The sequence below is a fragment of the Dolichospermum sp. FACHB-1091 genome, assembly GCF_014697585.1.
GTDB lineage: Bacteria > Cyanobacteriota > Cyanobacteriia > Cyanobacteriales > Nostocaceae > Dolichospermum.
The window spans coordinates 21,111-38,922 of sequence record NZ_JACJSB010000036.1; the positions used below are offsets into that span (position 1 = coordinate 21,111).

At 38.0% G+C, this 17,812-nt stretch carries 21 protein-coding genes and 2 pseudogenes; 8 read left to right on the forward strand and 15 right to left on the reverse strand.

What is annotated here, in order from left to right:
* The first annotated feature begins 16 nt into the window (after positions 1–16).
* Together H6G25_RS18535 and H6G25_RS18540 are read left to right on the forward strand one after the other, a co-directional pair.
* Entirely contained in the window at positions 17–1,780 is a 1,764-nt protein-coding gene (locus tag H6G25_RS18535; protein ID WP_190393768.1) for a lipoxygenase family protein, read from the forward strand.
* A 141-nt stretch (positions 1,781–1,921) separates the two neighbouring features.
* Entirely contained in the window at positions 1,922–3,562 is a 1,641-nt protein-coding gene (locus H6G25_RS18540) for a hypothetical protein (RefSeq protein WP_190393769.1), read from the forward strand.
* A 106-nt stretch (positions 3,563–3,668) separates the two neighbouring features.
* Here H6G25_RS18540 and H6G25_RS18545 read toward each other — a convergent pair.
* Positions 3,669–4,166: pseudogene (locus H6G25_RS18545) on the reverse strand (HemK/PrmC family methyltransferase); the annotation flags it as partial.
* Between H6G25_RS18545 and H6G25_RS20945 the strand changes: the two are divergent.
* A complete protein-coding gene (locus H6G25_RS20945) occupies positions 4,107–4,286 on the forward strand; it encodes a hypothetical protein (RefSeq protein WP_206754783.1) in 180 nt (59 codons plus the stop codon). The pseudogene H6G25_RS18545 and the gene H6G25_RS20945 sit on opposite strands and share 60 nt — an antisense overlap.
* On the opposite strand, the gene H6G25_RS18550 is transcribed toward H6G25_RS20945, so the two are convergent.
* The 6 genes from H6G25_RS18550 to cruF form a co-directional block, all read right to left on the reverse strand.
* Complete coding sequence (locus H6G25_RS18550; protein ID WP_190393770.1) at positions 4,263–4,901, reverse strand: Shedu immune nuclease family protein; 639 nt, start codon at positions 4,899–4,901, stop codon at positions 4,263–4,265. The genes H6G25_RS20945 and H6G25_RS18550 overlap by 24 nt on opposite strands.
* 15 nt (positions 4,902–4,916) lie before the next feature.
* Complete coding sequence (locus H6G25_RS18555) at positions 4,917–5,216, reverse strand: hypothetical protein (RefSeq protein WP_190393771.1); 300 nt, start codon at positions 5,214–5,216, stop codon at positions 4,917–4,919.
* A gap of 112 nt (positions 5,217–5,328) precedes the next feature.
* Entirely contained in the window at positions 5,329–6,498 is a 1,170-nt protein-coding gene (gene cruG, locus H6G25_RS18560; protein ID WP_190393772.1) for a 2'-O-glycosyltransferase CruG, read from the reverse strand.
* Positions 6,499–6,598: 100 nt separating this feature from the next.
* Positions 6,599–7,009 carry a transcriptional regulator gene (locus H6G25_RS18565; RefSeq protein ID WP_190393773.1) on the reverse strand — a complete coding sequence of 137 codons (411 nt, stop codon included), beginning with the start codon at positions 7,007–7,009 and terminating at the stop codon, positions 6,599–6,601.
* A complete protein-coding gene (locus tag H6G25_RS18570) occupies positions 6,997–7,284 on the reverse strand; it encodes a type II toxin-antitoxin system HigB family toxin (RefSeq protein WP_190393774.1) in 288 nt (95 codons plus the stop codon). Before H6G25_RS18570 ends, H6G25_RS18565 begins: the two co-directional genes overlap by 13 nt.
* Before the next feature lie 182 nt (positions 7,285–7,466).
* The gene (gene cruF / locus H6G25_RS18575) at positions 7,467–8,375 is read right to left on the reverse strand and encodes a gamma-carotene 1'-hydroxylase CruF (RefSeq protein WP_190393775.1); all 909 of its coding nucleotides are present in this window, start codon (positions 8,373–8,375) and stop codon (positions 7,467–7,469) included.
* A 279-nt stretch (positions 8,376–8,654) separates the two neighbouring features.
* On the opposite strand from cruF, the gene H6G25_RS18580 reads away from it, so the two are divergent.
* Positions 8,655–9,080: a hypothetical protein gene (locus H6G25_RS18580; protein ID WP_190393776.1), complete on the forward strand. Its 426-nt coding sequence runs from the start codon at positions 8,655–8,657 to the stop codon at positions 9,078–9,080.
* A gap of 85 nt (positions 9,081–9,165) precedes the next feature.
* Here the strand turns inward: H6G25_RS18580 and rpmA are convergent, their stop codons facing one another.
* The 3 genes from rpmA to H6G25_RS18595 all read right to left on the reverse strand — a co-directional run bounded on the left by rpmA (position 9,166) and on the right by H6G25_RS18595 (position 10,793).
* Positions 9,166–9,450, reverse strand: coding sequence for a 50S ribosomal protein L27 (rpmA, locus tag H6G25_RS18585; protein ID WP_190393777.1), 285 nt, complete (start codon positions 9,448–9,450; stop codon positions 9,166–9,168).
* A 116-nt stretch (positions 9,451–9,566) separates the two neighbouring features.
* Positions 9,567–9,974 (reverse strand): 50S ribosomal protein L21, encoded by a 408-nt coding sequence (gene rplU, locus H6G25_RS18590; protein WP_190393787.1) that lies wholly within the window; start codon positions 9,972–9,974, stop codon positions 9,567–9,569.
* 321 nt (positions 9,975–10,295) lie between these two features.
* The gene (locus H6G25_RS18595) at positions 10,296–10,793 is read right to left on the reverse strand and encodes a pentapeptide repeat-containing protein (protein ID WP_190393788.1); all 498 of its coding nucleotides are present in this window, start codon (positions 10,791–10,793) and stop codon (positions 10,296–10,298) included.
* Positions 10,794–11,046: 253 nt separating this feature from the next.
* Between H6G25_RS18595 and gcvT the strand changes: the two genes are divergently transcribed.
* Both gcvT and gcvH read left to right on the forward strand, forming a co-directional pair.
* Complete coding sequence (gene gcvT, locus H6G25_RS18600) at positions 11,047–12,183, forward strand: glycine cleavage system aminomethyltransferase GcvT (RefSeq protein ID WP_190393778.1); 1,137 nt, start codon at positions 11,047–11,049, stop codon at positions 12,181–12,183.
* Positions 12,184–12,303: 120 nt separating this feature from the next.
* Positions 12,304–12,693, forward strand: coding sequence for a glycine cleavage system protein GcvH (gcvH, locus tag H6G25_RS18605; protein ID WP_190393779.1), 390 nt, complete (start codon positions 12,304–12,306; stop codon positions 12,691–12,693).
* Positions 12,694–12,844: 151 nt separating this feature from the next.
* Here the strand turns inward: gcvH and H6G25_RS18610 are convergent, their stop codons facing one another.
* A complete protein-coding gene (locus H6G25_RS18610; protein ID WP_190393780.1) occupies positions 12,845–13,672 on the reverse strand; it encodes a class I SAM-dependent methyltransferase in 828 nt (275 codons plus the stop codon).
* Between the two features lie 155 nt (positions 13,673–13,827).
* On the opposite strand from H6G25_RS18610, the gene H6G25_RS18615 reads away from it, so the two are divergent.
* Positions 13,828–14,133 carry a hypothetical protein gene (locus H6G25_RS18615; protein WP_206754784.1) on the forward strand — a complete coding sequence of 102 codons (306 nt, stop codon included), beginning with the start codon at positions 13,828–13,830 and terminating at the stop codon, positions 14,131–14,133.
* Positions 14,134–14,180: 47 nt separating this feature from the next.
* Here the strand turns inward: H6G25_RS18615 and H6G25_RS18620 are convergent, their stop codons facing one another.
* The 4 genes from H6G25_RS18620 to H6G25_RS18635 form a co-directional block, all read right to left on the reverse strand.
* On the reverse strand, positions 14,181–15,329 hold the full coding sequence (locus tag H6G25_RS18620) for a beta-ketoacyl-ACP synthase (RefSeq protein WP_190393782.1): 1,149 nt from the start codon (positions 15,327–15,329) through the stop codon (positions 14,181–14,183).
* Positions 15,330–15,456: 127 nt separating this feature from the next.
* Entirely contained in the window at positions 15,457–16,209 is a 753-nt protein-coding gene (locus tag H6G25_RS18625; RefSeq protein ID WP_190393783.1) for a peptidylprolyl isomerase, read from the reverse strand.
* Between the two features lie 330 nt (positions 16,210–16,539).
* A complete protein-coding gene (locus H6G25_RS18630) occupies positions 16,540–17,109 on the reverse strand; it encodes a photosystem I assembly protein Ycf4 (RefSeq protein ID WP_190393784.1) in 570 nt (189 codons plus the stop codon).
* A gap of 23 nt (positions 17,110–17,132) precedes the next feature.
* On the reverse strand, positions 17,133–17,453 hold the full coding sequence (locus tag H6G25_RS18635; protein ID WP_190393785.1) for a hypothetical protein: 321 nt from the start codon (positions 17,451–17,453) through the stop codon (positions 17,133–17,135).
* Between the two features lie 138 nt (positions 17,454–17,591).
* Between H6G25_RS18635 and H6G25_RS18640 the strand changes: the two are divergent.
* A pseudogene (locus tag H6G25_RS18640) lies at positions 17,592–17,812 on the forward strand (photosystem II D2 protein (photosystem q(a) protein)); the annotation flags it as partial.

A 17,812-nucleotide genomic window follows, 5' to 3' on the forward strand; every position in this document is an offset into this window, starting at 1 on the left:
GATTTTCATAATAATCATGATTATTAACTCATCAAAAACAGATTCAAATCAGGAATATGAATGGGAAACAACTCCTGATTATGTACCACCACACATCAAAACTTTACCAAAAAAACAAGGATTTTCTATTGGTAAGATTCTCCGATTTCAATGTATGGTTGTCAAAGGCCTTTTAGGTTTTGGCTTAGTGGAAATTGGCCGCTTCTTGAAACTGGTTCGAGAAGGAAAAATTAAATTGCAAAAAACAGCAGACTTAGGCTTGGCTGAGGGATTAAAAACACTGAAAAAATTAGATACGATCGAAGACCTAGATGATTTTTTTCAACCTTGGACAAGTTTTGATAAACCCAAGGTAGCCGACTCATGGAATACCGATGCTGAGTTTGGACGGGAACGCATCTATGGAATCAATCCAGCCTTTATTCGTAAGTGTAAATCTTCTGATTTACACAGTGATGGAAAATTTCCTGTTACTGATGAACTTATCAGTGGTTTATTACCCCAGGGAAGTAGTATAGCCATAGAATTGGCAAATAATCGTTTATATATTAGCGATTACAAGATTCTCTCTGATATTATTACTGCTGACATCGAAGATCAGTTAGGTAAATATCCGACTGCTCCTGTGTGCTTACTTCATGTCAATCAACAAGACCAATTAATGCCTTTAGCAATTCGTCTTCAGCAAGGAAAAGATTTTCATGATTTGAAGATCAACCCCATCTTCACCCCCCAATCTTCTCCTGAAAATTGGTTGACAGCAAAAATAGCAGTGGCCAGCGCGGATATTGCCTATCAAGGCATTGTTTCACACTTAATGGATACTCATTTAATCGTGGAAACTTTTGCAGTTGCTTCCTATCGGCAATTATCACCCCAGCACATTCTTTTCCAGATACTTAAACCACATTTTTTTAATACTTTTGCGATTAATGAAATGGCACGGAGTATTTTCTTAGGACATGATGGCTTTTTTGATGTAACAGGTGCTTTAGGATTTACTGGTTCTAATGAATTACTGAGACGAGCATACACAGGTAGTGGCAAAAATTATCATGGTGATCCACATATATTTTATCGTCGAGCCTTGCCGATTGCTCTGGCTGAACGTGATATCGCTAATTTACCAAATTATTATTATCGAGATGATGCCTGGAAGATTTGGGAGGCTATTCAAAACTATGTTGGACAGGTTCTAGGATTATATTACAAATCATCAACAGACTTGGTCAATGATCCAGAGTTACAAGCTTGGAAAAATGAACTTGTTAACCCTGAAATTGGCAGAATTCAAGGTTTACTTCCTCCCGAAAAATCTGCTCAAATTACCGGTTATTTAACTGAATTAGAGGATCTAATTGCCATTGTTACCAATATCATTTTTACAGCCACAGCCCAACATTCGGCTGTCAATTTTGGTCAATATGAATATGCTTCTTGGGTGCCAAATATGCCCTTTGCAACCTATCAGCCTTTTAGTGATTTGTTAGAAGAACAAAAGTCAACAGTAAAATTGGTTGACAGATTACCTGATAGACTCCAATCTTTTAAACAAATTGTCTTGGTGCAAACTTTAAGTATGCCAACTCCTCTTAGTAGCGAATCTTTGTTAACAATGGCTAATCCTTTCAAAGATAAATTTGCTAGAAAAGTTTTTCAAGATTTCCAAAATGTGAAATTACGGAAAATTGAAGATGAGATTAGGCAACGAAATAGTTCCGTTGAATATCCTTATGTTCGTCTTTTACCATCTAACATTGGACAAAGTATTGCTATCTAAGTAGATTGATTTTAAAAATTGTCCTAATGACAAGTTCAGAAGGAACAGTTCCTTATTGAATTTTTCTGTCATAAGTAATTTTACTTACCTACCTGATTAGATTTCCCATTCTCCCCATAATTTACCTGAGGATAAACAATCATGACTACTGTTCAACCTAAACCTGAAAGAGTTGGCATTTTACTCGTACACGGTATTGGTAAAACAAAGAAATTTGAAAATATAGAAGCAGTTGCTAGGAATATTGCTGCTGCTTTAAAGTCAGATAGTAATCTCGCTGTGCGGGCGATGATCTGTAGTAGTGACGATGCAGAATATGGAGCTACTCAGCAAACTTGGTTAGCTAATGAGAAAAAAATAGCACCCGTTGTTATTGAGGTTAAAGAATATGATCCTGATGATTCTAGTAAAGTCATTAAGATAACAGAATTAAGCTTCCGTGAAGTTTGGTGGTCTGATATTGGTAAATCAGACAGTTTCCAATTCCAATTATCATTTTGGAAATGGGGTCTATCGTTGTGGTCAAGAAAGCAATATTTAGGAAAAAAAGACCAACAGAAACAAGACAAAGAGGATTTTTCGGAGGAAGATTTTGGCACACTTACGAAGATGGCTTTACCAAAAAATGTTTCTAAAGACGCAATTCCGAACATAACGTGGTTTGATCGTTTGAGGTTTTTTGTTGTTTCCTGGATTGTGTTTTTGATCCTGCCTTTACTATCTTTTTCAAGCGGTATTCTTAGTCGGATTTTCGGAATTGAAGTTCCTTCTGATATTTTGGCTCAATATTTAGGTGATATTAAAAATTATCAAGAACAAAAACGAGAAGGTGCAGGATATCTAATTGATATTGGTCAACCACAAAGAGTTTCGGTGAGACGACGAATGATCACAGGATTAGTGAAAATGGGACTAGCTAACTATGACAGATGGTATGTTTTATCCCATAGTTTAGGAACAGTTGTTGCCTTCAATGGTTTAATGGAATCAGATGCGGCTTTACCAAATTATCTGAACCAAGATTTATGGGAAGAAGTCCGAAATGATGGTATGAGAACAACCACTGATCAAGAAAATTCTCTTTCACAGAAACAGGCTGACAATATGTTTCCGAGTCGCCCTGCTTGGCTAGAGTTAAATAATATTATTGCTCGTGAGGATTTATTTAAAAATCTCAAAGGATTTATGACTTATGGTTCTCCTTTGAGTAAATTTGCGGTGGTTTGGCCAGCTATCGTTCCTATCAATAGGGATAACTCTGTTTTTTCTAAGGACTTTGAATGGATTAATGTTTATGATCCTACTGATCCTGTGGCAGATAAAACCAAATATTTTGACTTAGAAAACTATCAGGGGAAAAAAACAATCGAAATAGCTTATAAAGCCGAATTAATTCATTTACTAAGTCATATTGAGTATTTAACTTATCATCCCAAGAGAAAGAACCCCTTAGTAAAGCAAGTAGCAACTTGGTTACTTAGAGGCGGTAACTTTGAGCTTGTAAAAGAAAAAAGTTGGGGATGGCCGGACAATACTTGTATACGAATATATCAATTTATTCGTTATATAATATGGTTCTGGTTGGGTTTACTCGTTGCTGGGATTTTGGATTTCTTCGTTTCCACCAAGTTGTTGAAATTAATGGAGGATTCTAAATTAATTCAAGGTGACGATAAGATTACCTATCTAGATATTTCTAATCCACTATTATACGTTGTACTAGCAGGCATTATTGTGTTCTTTGTTGGTATTGTTGCTCGATTACAGAAGGACAGGTCTTGAGAGTTTGAAAAATTTCAAGACTAATTGCAACCACTTTTATGGGAACACGCCCACAATTGGTGTTCTTTTATTAGACTGAAATCGGTTAAATCCTGTCAACCCTGATTTAGATATTTTTACTAGCTACAGCAAAGCGCTCAATTCCGGTTAAATCAGCATGAATGGAAATATGGCTATAACTACCATGATTTTCTAACAATTCGACGACGGTTTCTGCCTGTCCCGCCATCATTTCCACCAACCAAACCCCACCAGGACGCAAATAATCAGGGGAAACTGTGATTAAATGACGAATATGGTCTAAAACATCTGCACCACCGTCTAAAGCTAAATGTGGCTCGTGTTTAACTACTTCCGGTTGTAAAGTGAGGACGGTATGACTGGGAATATATGGCGGGTTTGATATCATACCACTAAATTGACCTTTAAGAAATTCCAAGGGGTGCCACCAAGAACCGTGATAAAATTGAATTTTGTCCCTAAAACCCAAATTTTTAGCATTGGTTTGGGCTACTGTTAACGCAGCAGCACTAATATCTACAGCATGAATTGTGGCATTTGTCAATACCTCAGCTATGGAAAAAGCGATCGCTCCGCTACTAGTGCGATCGCTGATCTTGCAGGTTGGGTTGAGGCAACGAAACCCAACACTATCTTTTCCTCTATATTATTCCTTTACCCGACTTTTTTAAGAGAGTATTTAATTGTCTACTTCCGCCGCTAACTGATACTTTTCCAGTCGGAATAATAGATCATCATATAATTCATCAAAAGTCATACAGTAGACTTGTTTAGAATTTAGAATCAGGTTTTTCTGTCGCCATTCCAGCCTCTTTTTCTCTCTAGGTTCTAAATGCTCATTTCTGCCAATAATTAGCAATCCCATATAGTCAATATTTCTGGCAGTAAACCTATCTTCAAAAGCATCTGTTTTTTCTAAATCGTCCAGTTTCCAAAACCAATCTAAAATCTGACTGAATCCTTTTTCAAATCTGGAAGACCATTCAGGAGTATTTTTTCCTGATCTGCAAACAAATATGCTGTTAGATGCAGCATCTTCAAATTCCACAAAACAATAGGATTTTTTAATAGCATCTCCAATTACTAAGTCAGCCGTAAAATCTCCAAATATGTCATACTCAAATGCCAGACGATTAAATCTATTAATTTTGGGATGATAAGAACCAATAAATGCTGATAACTGATGATTATCTCTGAAAAAGGGCAGAATATCATCGTTTTCAGATAAAGATTTATTTTCGTCTAATAGGTAGCGGAGTTCTCTAAGTTGAATTCTAGCAATCCGGGGATTAAAATCAAGTTTAATAAAATCTTTCATGGGTGATACTTAAAGTTAGCTATTTGCTGCCGCAAAAATTTCTAACCTATCGTGAGTCATCAAATCTAAAACTTTAATTTCATCGGGATTGTCCATATTTAAAATTGCTCTCCAGTTGGGATTAATTAGCAATAAATAGAGTGGTTCATCTATCTTCAGCTTTTTAATGATATTAGCTGATATTGCTGTTTCTATCCCAGAATTAGCTAAATTCATCAAAGTTTGAGATACAGTTTGTTTTTCTTGAGAAGAAAGTGCATCCAAAGCAGATTGAACGCGCTTATGGAGGGTGATCTGAAGTGGCCGATCGCTCATTTTATTTTAAGTTAAAACTATATATAGTATAACGTTACTTAATTGTTATTATAGTTAATCTCCTAAACTTTGGAATAAAGAGCGATACCCTCGGTCAACACCCTAAATGGCATTAATCACCATATTTCCGCCCGCGCCATTCTTTGGGAGTGCGGAGGGCAGATAAAAAGATTCGCAGCACCGCTAGGGGGTCAGCCACAGGGGAAAGCCAGAATAACCAACCACCGTTGGCATCTTGACGATCATAAGAGGGAGCGATCGCTAATAATAAAGCAAAACGAATCACCACCAAAAATATATTTAATTCTAACAATAGCAGTGCCGGCAGTGAGGGAAGCAAAGGGGGAAACAGGAAATAACCCAGTAAAATCAATAGTGGTAAACCCTGCACCGCAGACAATAACCATAAATCACCCCAAACTTGAGCGCGGGGAGTTGCGTCTTTCAAATCTAGGCTACGTCCCCATTCTTTCCAGGTTTCTAAAGCCCCTTCATACATCCGCACCTTTAGCACCTTTGCTCCGTCTAAAAAGCCTACTTTAAAGCCATGAGAGGCAATATTCCGGGCTAAGGTGACATCATCACAAAAAGAACCTTTAGCGCTGCTGTAACCATTCACAGCCTTTAACACAGACCGACGACACAAAAAACATTGGCCGTTAGCCATGACCCGTTCTGGTTGTTCAGTATAAATACCCGTAGGATCAAATCTATACAGCAATGTCATCAACAAAGCTGGTTGTAATAAACATTCTCCCGGATATTTGAGAATAAATTGCGGTGATAAAGATACTAAATCATAACCTTGAGCGATCGCAGTTTTCACCAAACTCGCTACTAAACCGGGGTGGGGTTGAATATCTGCATCCATGCCCAAAAACCACTCACTGCCCTCGGAAGTAAATAAAAAGCCATTATGTAAAGCCCAAGGACGACCAACCCAGCTAGTAGGTAAGGGATCATCTGTCATTAATTTAAAGCGGGGATCTTTTAATGCTGCGGTTTTCACTAGGTCGGGAGTACCATCTTGTGACTTACTATCAACAACAATAATTTCTCTAACTTCGTAACTTTGGCGACTTAAACCGGCTAACAGCGGGCTAATTCGTAATGCTTCGTTAAGTGTCGGTACAACCACACTCACAGTTCCCAAAAGTTCTGGTGTGGGTTGTTGTGGTTTTAAAGCTGGATAACGTCCTGGTCCTTTGAGTAAACGAGAAAGTAAAATCGCCGTGGCGGGGACTTGGACTAGTAGCAGGAGGAGAGGAATAATATTTAGCAATTCTAACCTTGACTTTTTCTATAAAGTAGCTAGTTTACATCTTCTCGCAATTTGTGTAAATTAACTTAACAATAATTTGTTTTTAATCTAGGCTACAAGACTAATCCAAAAATACTTGGGGTTGAACTTGAAAACGTTGTGCTAACTGTTGAACTTGACTCAGAGTTAGTGCTTGATGTTTATTTAAAATAGCTTCTATTGTTGCGGATGTACCAATTTCAGGCAAATCTGATAAACTTAATCTATGTTCCTCCATTAAATAAGCCAATACATCACTACCGCTACAATTATGGATAGAATAATGCTCTTTCTCATAAACCTCAATCAGCGTCCCTAAGGTATCAAGCAAATTATAAAGAGGATGCTGATCATTTGTGCCAATTTCATCAATCAAATTATTTAATAGCTCGATTGCTTGCTCATATTCGTCTTCATTACGAATTATCAGCAGTGGTGCGATCGCATTCCAATGAGTATTAATATCTGGGGGGAGTGTGATTAACTTTTCCATCTGTCTTTGTCGTATTCTGAATGGGTTAAGATATAACGAATATAAACCTTCTGACGATTAAAATGAATTGAAGCAATTAATCTATATTTGTTACCACCAATATTAAACACAATTAAATTAGCGACAAGATCAGCATTGGGAAAAACAGAACGTAATTCTTCAAAACTCTGAAAGCTTACCAATTCTATAATTTTGAGCCAACGAATCAGCGCAGTTTCACTGTCAGGATACTCTTGCCAAAATTGACGCAACACTTTACGAGAAATAACGTGCATAATTTAGTGGACTTATTAAGTATTGCCATATTTTATAAATGTGATTATATCACTCTCATTATTCAAACATAGCTAAAAGTTTCTAAACATGAGTCTTTGTGGCATTTTCAGCTTTCTTCTTGTGTAATTAGGAAAGAGGTAAATAATTTAATTTCTTCTCCCTCTTTCCTCGTCTCTCTTACCTACTTAAAAGCAACCTTCACATTAGTAACAGCAACTTCCTGAGTAGCTGCTTCCATATTCACTGTTGCGGGTGTGCTAGAACCTATGTACCACAGCAGCACAGCCGGAGCGACCCCCAGAGCTATACCTAGTAATACAGGAATGGGAAACCCAGCGGCTAAACTCATGACTGTGGCAAAACCAAAGTTACCTAAATAAACTAATAAAGGTACATTCAATTGGTAATAGTCTAATTTAATCGGGTTTTGACTCCATAATAAAGCCGCTACAGTCATGAATAAAGCACCAGTACCCATCCAACCGACAAAGTTTTGGTAAGGCATACCAAAGAAAGCGCCTGGTTCGTGCCAATACCAGAAAGGCAGGGAAGTTTGACTCATGGCTGGGTCAAGGACAAAATCCCAGGAGGTGAGTAGTAAAGCACCTAAAACAATTGCACCAATTTGACGAAACAAGCTAGGTTTTTTATCTACTTGTAAACCTGCACGGGCTAATACATAAGATACACATCCTACATAAAACCAGGAAAGGGGAATTGTAAAAGGTACTAAACCAGAAATTTTATAACCTAAGCCACTCAAATAGCTATAGCCTCCAAAGGGAAAGCCTGTACTAGTTCCTAATAATTCACTAGTTAGGGAAATTGATAAGGATGGTATTAAAAATCCTAAAGTGCGTGCCAAACCCAAAGTTCGGTAAGCATAGAGGAACACTCCCAACGCCCCGAAAATCATATATACCACACCACCACCTGCCATACTCCACTGCATGACGGTCTCCCCTGCTGCGGATAAGCTGACAAGCAATTCAGCATTGGGAATAACAATTAATATCCCCAGCAGTCCAAATACCATAGAAACGATATGACCAATTAGGCTTATACGCTCGACGATAACAAGTTGTCTCATGATCAATCCTTAATGATATGCCAGTTGGCTACTCAACTGCTAACAGTTTACAAATATTTATCAACATATTTAACCAAATGTTGATTTTTATTCTCTCAAAATGGAATTAGGGGTGGAATTTACCATCAAGAAACCTGATGGGTTAGGTAAATCTGTGAAATAATGAATGAAACCGATATTCAAAATACCAGTATATTACGATTTGTAACTGAGTAAGGTACAGAACTTTCACATTACTTTCACATTTATTCAATCTGTTTGATTCCCGATTCTTGCTATATGTCAATTTTGAAAAAGATCCCTTGGTTTTCTCTGGCACTCGTATTACTGAGTTACAGTACATTGGGCTGGATGGTATTTGCAGAAACAGCCCCTTGGTATATATGGCTGATAACCGTGGTAACTATCCTGCTGTCCCTCATCTGTTTTACCAGCCCTGGATTAAAACTCAACGAGTATACCAGTATCTTGTTCAAGTCAAGTGCTAGGTCCTTTGGTGTGGCTATCTTAGCAGCTTTCCTATTTTTTCTCATGGTTGCCTGGTTTCGGGTATTTCTTGACATTTTACTCATTTTGTGCGCGACTATCCTAGCCAGAATAGATTTCCAAACACTTGCTTTAAAACCAGCACTCGCTTTTGGCTGTATATCCTTTTTTGCAGTCGTAGGTTTAGCGCTGGGCGCATTTATCAAGCTTTATATATGAAGTACCCCATTTTAATTTGTTTAAACTTTATAGAGACGCTTCATGTAACGTCTCTATAATTTTTAGCCAGATGATTAATCACTAACTAGCTTGCTAACGCTTCTACCTCTGCTACCACTACTGGATAAACGCTAACTTTCTTCTGGCTTTTACCCTTTCTTTCAAAGGTAACTACACCGTCAACTAAAGCAAACAAGGTATCATCACTACCAATACCAACGTTGTTACCAGGGTGAACCTTAGTACCACGTTGACGAACCAAAATATTACCTGCGCGTACAGTTTGTCCACCGTAACGCTTTACACCTAGTCGTTGAGCATTTGAGTCACGACCGTTACGTGTACTACCTGTTCCCTTCTTATGAGCCATGATTTCCTCTTTCTTATTTACTTTATGAATCCCAGACCGCTAATTGTCTAGTTTAGGCTGGGAAAATTTAATTGGTAATTGGTAATTGGTAATTGGTAATTATCAATTATCAATTTTTATGATTCCTCTGCGGTTTCTTCCACAAAGTCAGCATCAATAATTGGACTTTCAGCACCAGTAGGGCCTTCTTCGTAAGCTAAAACTTCGCCGTTGAGATTGATAGAATTAATCAAAAATCTGGTGATTTCCTGGCGGTGTCCCCGTTTTTTGCGGGTTTTCTTTTTAGGTTTCATCTTATACACCAGGACTTTGCGACCTCTCAGGTGTCGCATAATTGTCCCTTCGACTGTTGCACCTTCTACCAAAGGTTGTCCAATGGAAAGTGCGCCGTCGTGGTTTACAAGCAATACAGCGTTAATGGTAACTTTTTCATCTGGTTCGGCGTTGAGTAGTTCAATGTCGTAAAAACGACCTGCTTCTACTTTGATTTGTTTTCCGCCAGTTTCAATAATTGCGTAGGTCATTAAATCGTCCTTGAGGTTGCCGTACAGGTAGCTGGCTATATAATCTTCTATAGAGACGCTATTATTCACAGCTTTTGCCAGCTTTTGCAGTATGTCTACCTGATCCGAGCCAGAATTAGACAGACAATCTAATATAATACCTGATTGCTGGCTAATTAGTCAAGCTTTTAGACAATATAATTTTATTTCCCTCATTGTATTTACAGCATATTCCAGGGAGATTAGGTGCAAATATAAATAGCAAGACTCTTGTGGGATTCATATTATATACGACGATGCGTACGGATGACTCGAATCATCCGTATCGTCCCCTTAATGTATTTATTTACATCCTAGAGATTGACGAGTATCTACACCTGTTTTAGAATTTACACCACTGGCATTAGTACAGAGTCTTTTCACTTGTACCATATCTAAAATTGCATTTGTAAAATCAGCACCAGTAATATTAACACCCTCAAAGGTAGAACGCAACATCATTGCATCTTTTAACACGGCATCACTTAAATCAGCGTTTTTAAATCTTGTTAAATAAGAAATGCCTTCACTAAAATCAATACCATGTAAATTTGCACCTTCTAATAAAGAACCACTAAACACAGCGCCGCGCAAATCAGCATTACTAAAGTTACTATTCTCTAATTTCACATTTGTAAACTCAGTTCTAATTAAACTTTGACCAGAATAGTCCTTTCCCGCGACTCCCTGATTCATGTTAAAACTAGTAACACTGGAAGAACTTGCAGCTTGGGCTGATAAAGGGAAAACAAACAACACCAAGGCTAAAATCATACTAGCCAATATTGGGCGATACTTGATCATCTTTGCTTAATAAATCTCAACAATTCCACTATTAATTATTAAACCGCAGGAAGGAGTCAGAAGTAATTCTCTGCTAAATTAGAAGCTGTCTACTAGGATAGATATAGTGAAAAACTCTACTTGCTTTTGACTAAAAACTCAGTTGTGAGTCTTTCCTCTCCACGGGGAAAGCTTTAGTAAAGGTGTCAAGTTTTAAGTTTTTACTGTATAAATTTTAATTTCTATTCCACGTAAATATAACTATCTAACTGTGGCTAATCCAGAAAATACAAACCAATCTCTAGCGCGAACCCCTTTATATCAAATGGGTGTAGAACTTAAAGCCAAATTTACCAGCTTTGGTGGCTGGGAAATGCCCATACAATATAGTAGTATTATAGAAGAACACCACACTGTTAGAAATACGGCGGGAATGTTCGATATTTCTCACATGGGTAAATTTATCCTCCAAGGTCAGAACCTGATTTCCCAACTTGAGTATTTAGTTCCTTCAGATTTAAGTCGTTTACAACCTGGACAAGCACAATATACCGTATTACTGAACCATCAAGGTGGAATCGTTGACGACATCATTATTTACTACCAAGGTACAGACAGCTTTGATACGCAAAAGGTTGTAATTATCGTCAACGCCGCAACCACTGATAAAGATAGAGCATGGATATTAGCGCATCTTGATCCGAATACAGTTGAATTTCAAGATCTTTCACGGGATAAAATTTTAATTGCTGTTCAAGGTCCAACAGCTACTAATCATCTTCAATCTTTAGTCACAGAGGATTTATCAGCAATTAAGGCTTTTGGACATTTAGAAACAACCATTTTCGGAAAATACGCATTTCTCGCTCGGACAGGTTATACAGGAGAGGATGGTTTTGAGGTCATGGTAGATTCCGCCGTGGGTATAGACTTGTGGCAAAATCTATATAATGTTGGTGTTATTCCCTGTGGACTTGGTTGTAGAGACACCCTGCGCTTAGAAGCTGCAATGGCACTTTATGGACAGGACATTGATGATACTATTACACCTCTAGAGGCTGGTTTAGGTTGGTTGGTACATTTAGACACCAAAGGTGATTCTATAGGAAAGGAAGTTTTAATACAGCAGAAAGCCGAAGGAGTACCGCGTAAACTCGTAGGTTTACAAGCAGAAGGACGGAATATTCCCCGTCACGGCTACCCTGTATTATCATCGGGTCAAGTTGTAGGAGAAGTAACAAGTGGTACTCTCTCGCTGACACTTGGTTATCCCATAGCTTTGGCCTATGTTCCCAGTCAGTTAGCAACGGTCAAACAGCAGCTAGAAGTGGAAATTCGCGGTAAAGCTTACCCCGCTGTAGTTGTGAAACGCCCATTTTATCGCTCAAAAAATCGTGTTACTAAGTGATATAGCATTTCCCACTTCAGTCAAGTACAGGAATATAGTATAATCTTTGAGGTTTTTGAGGAATAATGAGTTTAGCTTACGCTCGTCACACTATTGTTTTAACATTGAAGAGAAAGTGATATGTCTTCTGAATATCCCCATAATTTGCGATACTTAGATTCCCATGAATATGTTCGTCTGGATGACGACATTGCTACTATCGGTATTACTCAGTTTGCTATAGAACAATTGGGTGATATTGTCTTTTTAGAACTACCAGACACTGGTGATACTATTACTAAGGGAGATACCTTTGGTACTATTGAATCCGTGAAAGCCGTGGAAACACTTAATTCACCTGTTAGTGGCACAGTCATAGAGAGTAATGAAGCATTAATAAACGCTCCAGAACAAGTAGCGGATGATCCCTATGGTGAAGGTTGGTTCATTAAAGTGCGTGTTGATGATGCTGCGGAAATAGATGATTCTCTCACAGCAGAACAATATGAGGCTTTGGTAGAGGGTATGTAAGTAGTTTCACATTTATACATTCCCGAAAATCAAGAAAAACGGTATTAGTTACACTATCAGGACTTACGCAAAATACCTCTCAAACCCTCTTTTCTTCGTTATCTTCGCTCCTTCGTGGTTCATTATTCCGTGACTTGTGCGTAAGTCCTAACTATATCTCAGCTTTTTTAGCAACCTGAAAGGCTGAGATATAGGTGATTTGAATATTTCCTCCGAAGTTGTTTTCTATCTTTTTTCCTAATTCTGTAAATAAACAATTTCTGGTTTCTATATCTAGTTTTAGGTAAGGTGTATAAGTGCTTAAAAGTAGTAGAAAATCATCAATACAATAATTAGCTTTACATACAATTTGTTCAGAAACTAGATTTTTAAATCTACCTGAATTAATAGCTATTTGTCCTAAATTTTCAACTATCTGTTTTTGAGTTTTTATATCTTCGTACCTATCTAAAAATGGAGCATACTTTTGATAAATTTCCCGGAAACTTTGATATATTTCATATTCTGGTTGGGGAGTCATGTTCCAAAGCAAAATTAAAGCACCGTCGTTTCTTAAAGCTTCCGCAATTCTGATATTACCAGATTGAGGATTAATCCAATGAAAAGAAGTTGCTGCTAAAACAGCATCAAATTTTTCAGGTTCTAGTTCCCATTCTTCAAAAGTGGTCTGCTGAATTTCTACCTGTGGGTACATTTCACAGTTTTTTCTTGCTAAATGACAAGCTGCTAAACTTGGTTCTAAACAAATCATAGAAAAGCCTAATTTAGCAAATGCTAAAGTTGCGTTTCCTGGTCCACAACCTAGTTCTAGGATATTAGCTTTTGGGGAAATTTGAGCTATTTGTATAGCACCATTAATAATTTCTTCTGGATAGCAAGGTCTGAATTTATTGTAAGCCTCTGATACCTGGGAATACCAATTTTTTCTGGTTTCTAAATCTTGAGAATATAAGTTTTTAAGGATTTCAAATTCTTTCATTTATCCTTGATTTAATTTTAATAAATTTCAGGAAGTCGGGAGTTTCTGGGTTGATTGTCTAATTTTAAGCTAAATAAAATCAGAATATTTACGGATGTGTATATTTAAATAATTCCTGCATTCTGTAATTAATAATTATACTAACTTACTTGAATATGCACACCTTGATTTTATCCCTTTGGCTAATTTTGATGATAATGGTCTTGTTTTTAGCAATATCTGTAATTCGCAGCCAAAAACGGCGTATATCTAAGGCTAAAAAAACCGGAAAATTAGATCCCACTCGTTTCACTTTTGGAAGTGCGGAAAAAAGACTTTGGAAACAATTATTAATGCTATTACAATCAGATAGTGTAACTGCGGAAAGACTTTTGAGACATGAACAAAATAAGTATCCAGGTAAATCAACCAAGTGGTATTTAGAAAAAGTTATTTTTAATTTAAAACGCGATCGCCATTAACTGATATTCTACAATAATTAATCAGTTAAAAAAATCTCACTCATAGACTATCGAGTTTTGAAATTTCCTAAAGCCATAATAGCATTTTGTCCACCAAAACCAAAGCTAAAACACAGAACATTCTTAATTTTACTTTCTTGTGCTGATCTAATCAAGTTTAAATTAAATTCTGGTTGCTGAAGTCCTACACAGGGAGGTAATATATTATGCCGCAATGCCATCAGTGAAAACGCTACACCTAAAGCTCCCGACGCGCCTAATGTGTGACCTGTGCTACCTTTAGTAGAACTAATTGCTAATTTTGCTGGAAATAAATTTTGGATAATTTTACTTTCCATGCGGTCATTTAATTGGGTAGCTGTACCATGGGTATGAATGTAGTCTATAGCTGCTGGTGTCATCTGACTACGTTCTAAACATTGCTTAATTGCGACCATCGCACTTTTACCCTCTGGTTCTGGAGATATACCATGATATGCGTCTGCTGTCAAGCCAAAACCTAATATTTCTCCATAAACCTTGCTTTGACGTTGACTGGCCAACTCCGCAGATTCAAGGATAAATACAGCACCACCTTCACCTAATACCAAGCCTTCCCGGTATAAATCAAAGGGATATGCCCCTGTTTTCCCTAAAGCCCCCATTTGCTGAAATCCGGCAATTGTTAGGGGTGTAATAGGTGCTTCTACTGCACCAGCTATCGCTATTTGATACTCACCGCTTTGAATTAACATCGCAGCTTGAGCGATCGCCCAAATTCCTGTTGCACAAGCGGCCATTGGTGCTAAAATTGCCCCTGATGCTCCTATTTGTCGGGCTACAGCGATCGCATTCATTTGGGGTAAAGTATTTAACCAATTGTCTAAATTTGCTCCTCCCGCTTGTTCATGTATGTTTTGCGCCATCATTTCCCATGATGCTTGATAACCACGACTAGAACCAATGACTACAGCACAATCAGATAAAGGCGGTACTAATTGGGCATCTTGTAAAGCTGATGTAACAACTATTTCCGTTATGGTACTTAACGCCGTAGGTTTTTCAGCAATTAAGCCTAGAGGAATCACCCCCAATTCTGGAAATAGTTGATGTAATTTAATCCCAGTTTTAGCAAGTAGTAGATTTTGCCAACTATCTTCCAGATTTTTGCCTAAAGCAGAAACTAAACCAATACCAGTAACAACAACCTTAACCAATTTTAGATTTGAGATTTTAGATTTGATGTCAAAATTCAAAAGTGATAAGTCAGCAGTGGGAATACTTGAAAAATCGGGAATAAAATCCAATTATCAATGATGTTTCCCACTGACTAATGACCAATGACTACTCAGGACTTTTCAGATTTTCCGCACCCTGGGTAACTTTTGCGGACTCAATGCGATCGCCTTGTTTAATGTTATTAACTACATCAAAGCCTTCAGTGACATTACCGAATACAGCATAATTACCATCCAAGAATGATAAATCTGCTAAAGCGAAGTAGAATTGAGAAGAAGCAGAATCAGGTATTTGTGATCGGGCCATAGCGATCGCTCCCTGCTTATGCTGTAACTCTGGCTTCTCAGTAATTGTCTTACTGTAAATAGGCTCATTTGCGCCTTTGGGCTTAATTTCTAAAGGTATACGGCGCTCACTCCCAGTTTTAGCATCAATATAACCACCTGTTCCCAGTCTATTAGCGGGAAATGTTGGGTCTTTGCTTTGTGGATCTCCACCTTGGGCGACAAAAGGTTGGGGATCACGGACAACGCGATGAAATACTAGACCATTATAAACACCTTTTTGCACTAAATCCACGAAATTACCCGCAGTAATTGGCGCATTAATGCCATCTAATTCAATCGTAATTGGTGCGCCATTAACTGTCATCACCACTGTAGCTTTACCTTCAAGCCGTGGTAAATCTTTCATGCCGGGAATACTCTCACTAGTAGGTTTTGATACTGTTTGTGTGCTTGTAGTAGCTGCTGGAGTTGGGGATGTATTAGAAGATACTATACCGCTCGTGCATCCTCCCAAAGTCAAAGCAAAAATAATCAACCAAGCTACAAAAAATTGTGGAAATTTTAATTGCATTGTTAGTGACTGAATCAAACAAGGTTATGACCTACGGAAAATATATAGCATTTCCTATCCTACTTAGGTACAGGAATCAGGAATGAACCGCGTACCTCAGTGGACTAAAAAAACTTAAAAACCTATTCCTCGGTAGGGGTAATATCCTGCGGGATCTTGCTACATGAATTACCTCTACTTTCCTTGAGTTTTGCGTAAATCCTCAAAGCATCCGATCTTTTCTGGCAGAAATGTGGAATTTTGGATTTTAAACCGTGAAAACAACTCTCATCAGATCGAGCATGATCATTATTGATTGATCAGCAATCCAAAATCCAAAATCCAAAATTTCTAGAGTCCTTCTAAGGATACTCCCAAAAAACGAGCTAATTGGGCACCTTGAGTTTCCAAATCAGCCAAAGACAAGGGTTGACCCACTCTAGTGAGGGGAATATCCCGTCTACCCTTCAGCCGGAGATACAAAGCGCGTTGAGGATTAAGACCTTCCTTAATCACAATACGCACCGATTGTACATCTTGGATGCGTCCGTCAATTTGGATTTCACGGTTTTTCCCTGGAAAACCCCAGCGAAAGATTTTTAATTTCCCCGTTTCCCGATTGAACTCATTATAGCCGCCACCTAAATCCCATAAAATCACCAGCCACAGATATAAGGCTAATAGCAAGCCAGCCGCACCATATAATCCCATTACCAATCCTTGAGGGACAAATATCAGTTCGGTGGGATCAGTAACTATGAGTAAATTAACCTTGAGATAACTGGAGATACTAGCTAAGAAAAAACCACTGGCTCCCATAGTAACAATAGTTGCCCACCAGTAGTTGCTGAACCGACGTGAACCCAGAACCTTTTGATAGAGAAGGTTCTCGCCTTTGTTAATCGTTGTTGATACCGTCATGAAACTACCTTGGACTATCTTTCTCAAGTTTGACACTCAAGCCGTCTTAATTGCAAGTTATCAAGGATATTATGGGCTTTGGGGGATAAGGGAGAATTTTTTCTCTCTTCTGATTCTGAGAAAACTTGTGTCAAATTGTTAAAATTCTGATATTCTCTGATATTGATAGTATTGGAGATACTAACATATTGAATTTTCTTGCCCGTATCCAGCGCAAACCCTGGCAAATGTGATAAGTTAAGAATCATTAAGCTGACAAAACCCAGATTACTGGTTAATGGTGGCTGAACATGACATAATTCCAAAGAAGTGATGACTTTATTTATTAAGTAGTCAGTTCTCACAATCTCACATTCTCAAAAGCTGCTGAGATTGGAAAAAACGTTGAATTTTTCACGGTAGTTGCCATAAATTGGTAGAATCGCCGAAACATCGCTTAAAAAACGTAGCAATTTTAGTAAAAAACCAAGGATTGTAGTTAAATGACCATCGCAGTTGGACGCGCCCCCAGTAGAGGGTGGTTTGACGTATTAGATGACTGGTTAAAGCGCGATCGCTTTGTATTCGTAGGTTGGTCAGGAATATTACTGTTCCCCTGCGCCTTCCTCGCTTTAGGCGGTTGGTTAACCGGTACAACCTTCGTTAGTTCCTGGTACACCCATGGACTAGCATCCTCCTACCTAGAAGGAGCTAACTTCCTAAC

Bases quoted from the DNA above. Each gene is read 5' to 3' on its own strand.
- H6G25_RS18610 (WP_190393780.1), bottom strand. From the start codon at position 13,672: ATGAAAGAATTTGAAATCCTTAAAAACTTATATTCTCAAGATTTAGAA.
- cruF (WP_190393775.1), bottom strand. From the start codon at position 8,375: ATGAGACAACTTGTTATCGTCGAGCGTATAAGCCTAATTGGTCATATC.
- gcvH (WP_190393779.1), top strand. From the start codon at position 12,304: ATGTCTTCTGAATATCCCCATAATTTGCGATACTTAGATTCCCATGAA.
- H6G25_RS20945 (WP_206754783.1), top strand. From the start codon at position 4,107: ATGAATTGTGGCATTTGTCAATACCTCAGCTATGGAAAAAGCGATCGC.
- H6G25_RS18565 (WP_190393773.1), bottom strand. From the start codon at position 7,009: ATGGAAAAGTTAATCACACTCCCCCCAGATATTAATACTCATTGGAAT.
- H6G25_RS18570 (WP_190393774.1), bottom strand. From the start codon at position 7,284: ATGCACGTTATTTCTCGTAAAGTGTTGCGTCAATTTTGGCAAGAGTAT.
- H6G25_RS18550 (WP_190393770.1), bottom strand. From the start codon at position 4,901: ATGAAAGATTTTATTAAACTTGATTTTAATCCCCGGATTGCTAGAATT.
- H6G25_RS18625 (WP_190393783.1), bottom strand. From the start codon at position 16,209: ATGCAATTAAAATTTCCACAATTTTTTGTAGCTTGGTTGATTATTTTT.
- H6G25_RS18535 (WP_190393768.1), top strand. From the start codon at position 17: ATGATTATTAACTCATCAAAAACAGATTCAAATCAGGAATATGAATGG.
- H6G25_RS18540 (WP_190393769.1), top strand. From the start codon at position 1,922: ATGACTACTGTTCAACCTAAACCTGAAAGAGTTGGCATTTTACTCGTA.
- rpmA (WP_190393777.1), bottom strand. From the start codon at position 9,450: ATGGCTCATAAGAAGGGAACAGGTAGTACACGTAACGGTCGTGACTCA.
- H6G25_RS18580 (WP_190393776.1), top strand. From the start codon at position 8,655: ATGTCAATTTTGAAAAAGATCCCTTGGTTTTCTCTGGCACTCGTATTA.
- H6G25_RS18615 (WP_206754784.1), top strand. From the start codon at position 13,828: ATGCACACCTTGATTTTATCCCTTTGGCTAATTTTGATGATAATGGTC.
- rplU (WP_190393787.1), bottom strand. From the start codon at position 9,974: ATGACCTACGCAATTATTGAAACTGGCGGAAAACAAATCAAAGTAGAA.
- H6G25_RS18555 (WP_190393771.1), bottom strand. From the start codon at position 5,216: ATGAGCGATCGGCCACTTCAGATCACCCTCCATAAGCGCGTTCAATCT.
- H6G25_RS18630 (WP_190393784.1), bottom strand. From the start codon at position 17,109: ATGACGGTATCAACAACGATTAACAAAGGCGAGAACCTTCTCTATCAA.